Source organism: Phormidium sp. CCY1219 (assembly GCF_055795085.1).
Genome location: NZ_JAYFEQ010000469.1, coordinates 1 through 257 on the forward strand (window position 1 = coordinate 1; position 257 = coordinate 257).

The 257-nt window shown below is 54.5% G+C and carries 1 pseudogene; it reads right to left on the bottom strand.

Features of this window, described 5'->3' with window-relative positions:
• A pseudogene (locus AC0QH1_RS11710) lies at window positions 1–257 on the bottom strand (calcium-binding protein); the annotation flags it as partial.

The following is a 257-nucleotide window of genomic DNA, read 5'->3' on the forward strand; positions in this document are numbered from 1 at the left end:
AGGATATCATTATCCTTGCCACCCCACAGCATATCATTGCCATCGCCGCCATCCAGGGAGTCATCCCCCTGGTTGCCGTAGAGGAAGTCACCATCTGCGTTACCGCAAACGATATCATTCCCTAAATCCCCGAACAACTCATCAGTACCGGTGCCTCCTTTCACCGTATCGTCATCTTTACCGCCATGCAGCACATCATCGCCATCGCCGCCGTCAACCCAGTCGGTGCCTTGGTTGCCATTGGCGAAGTCATTGCC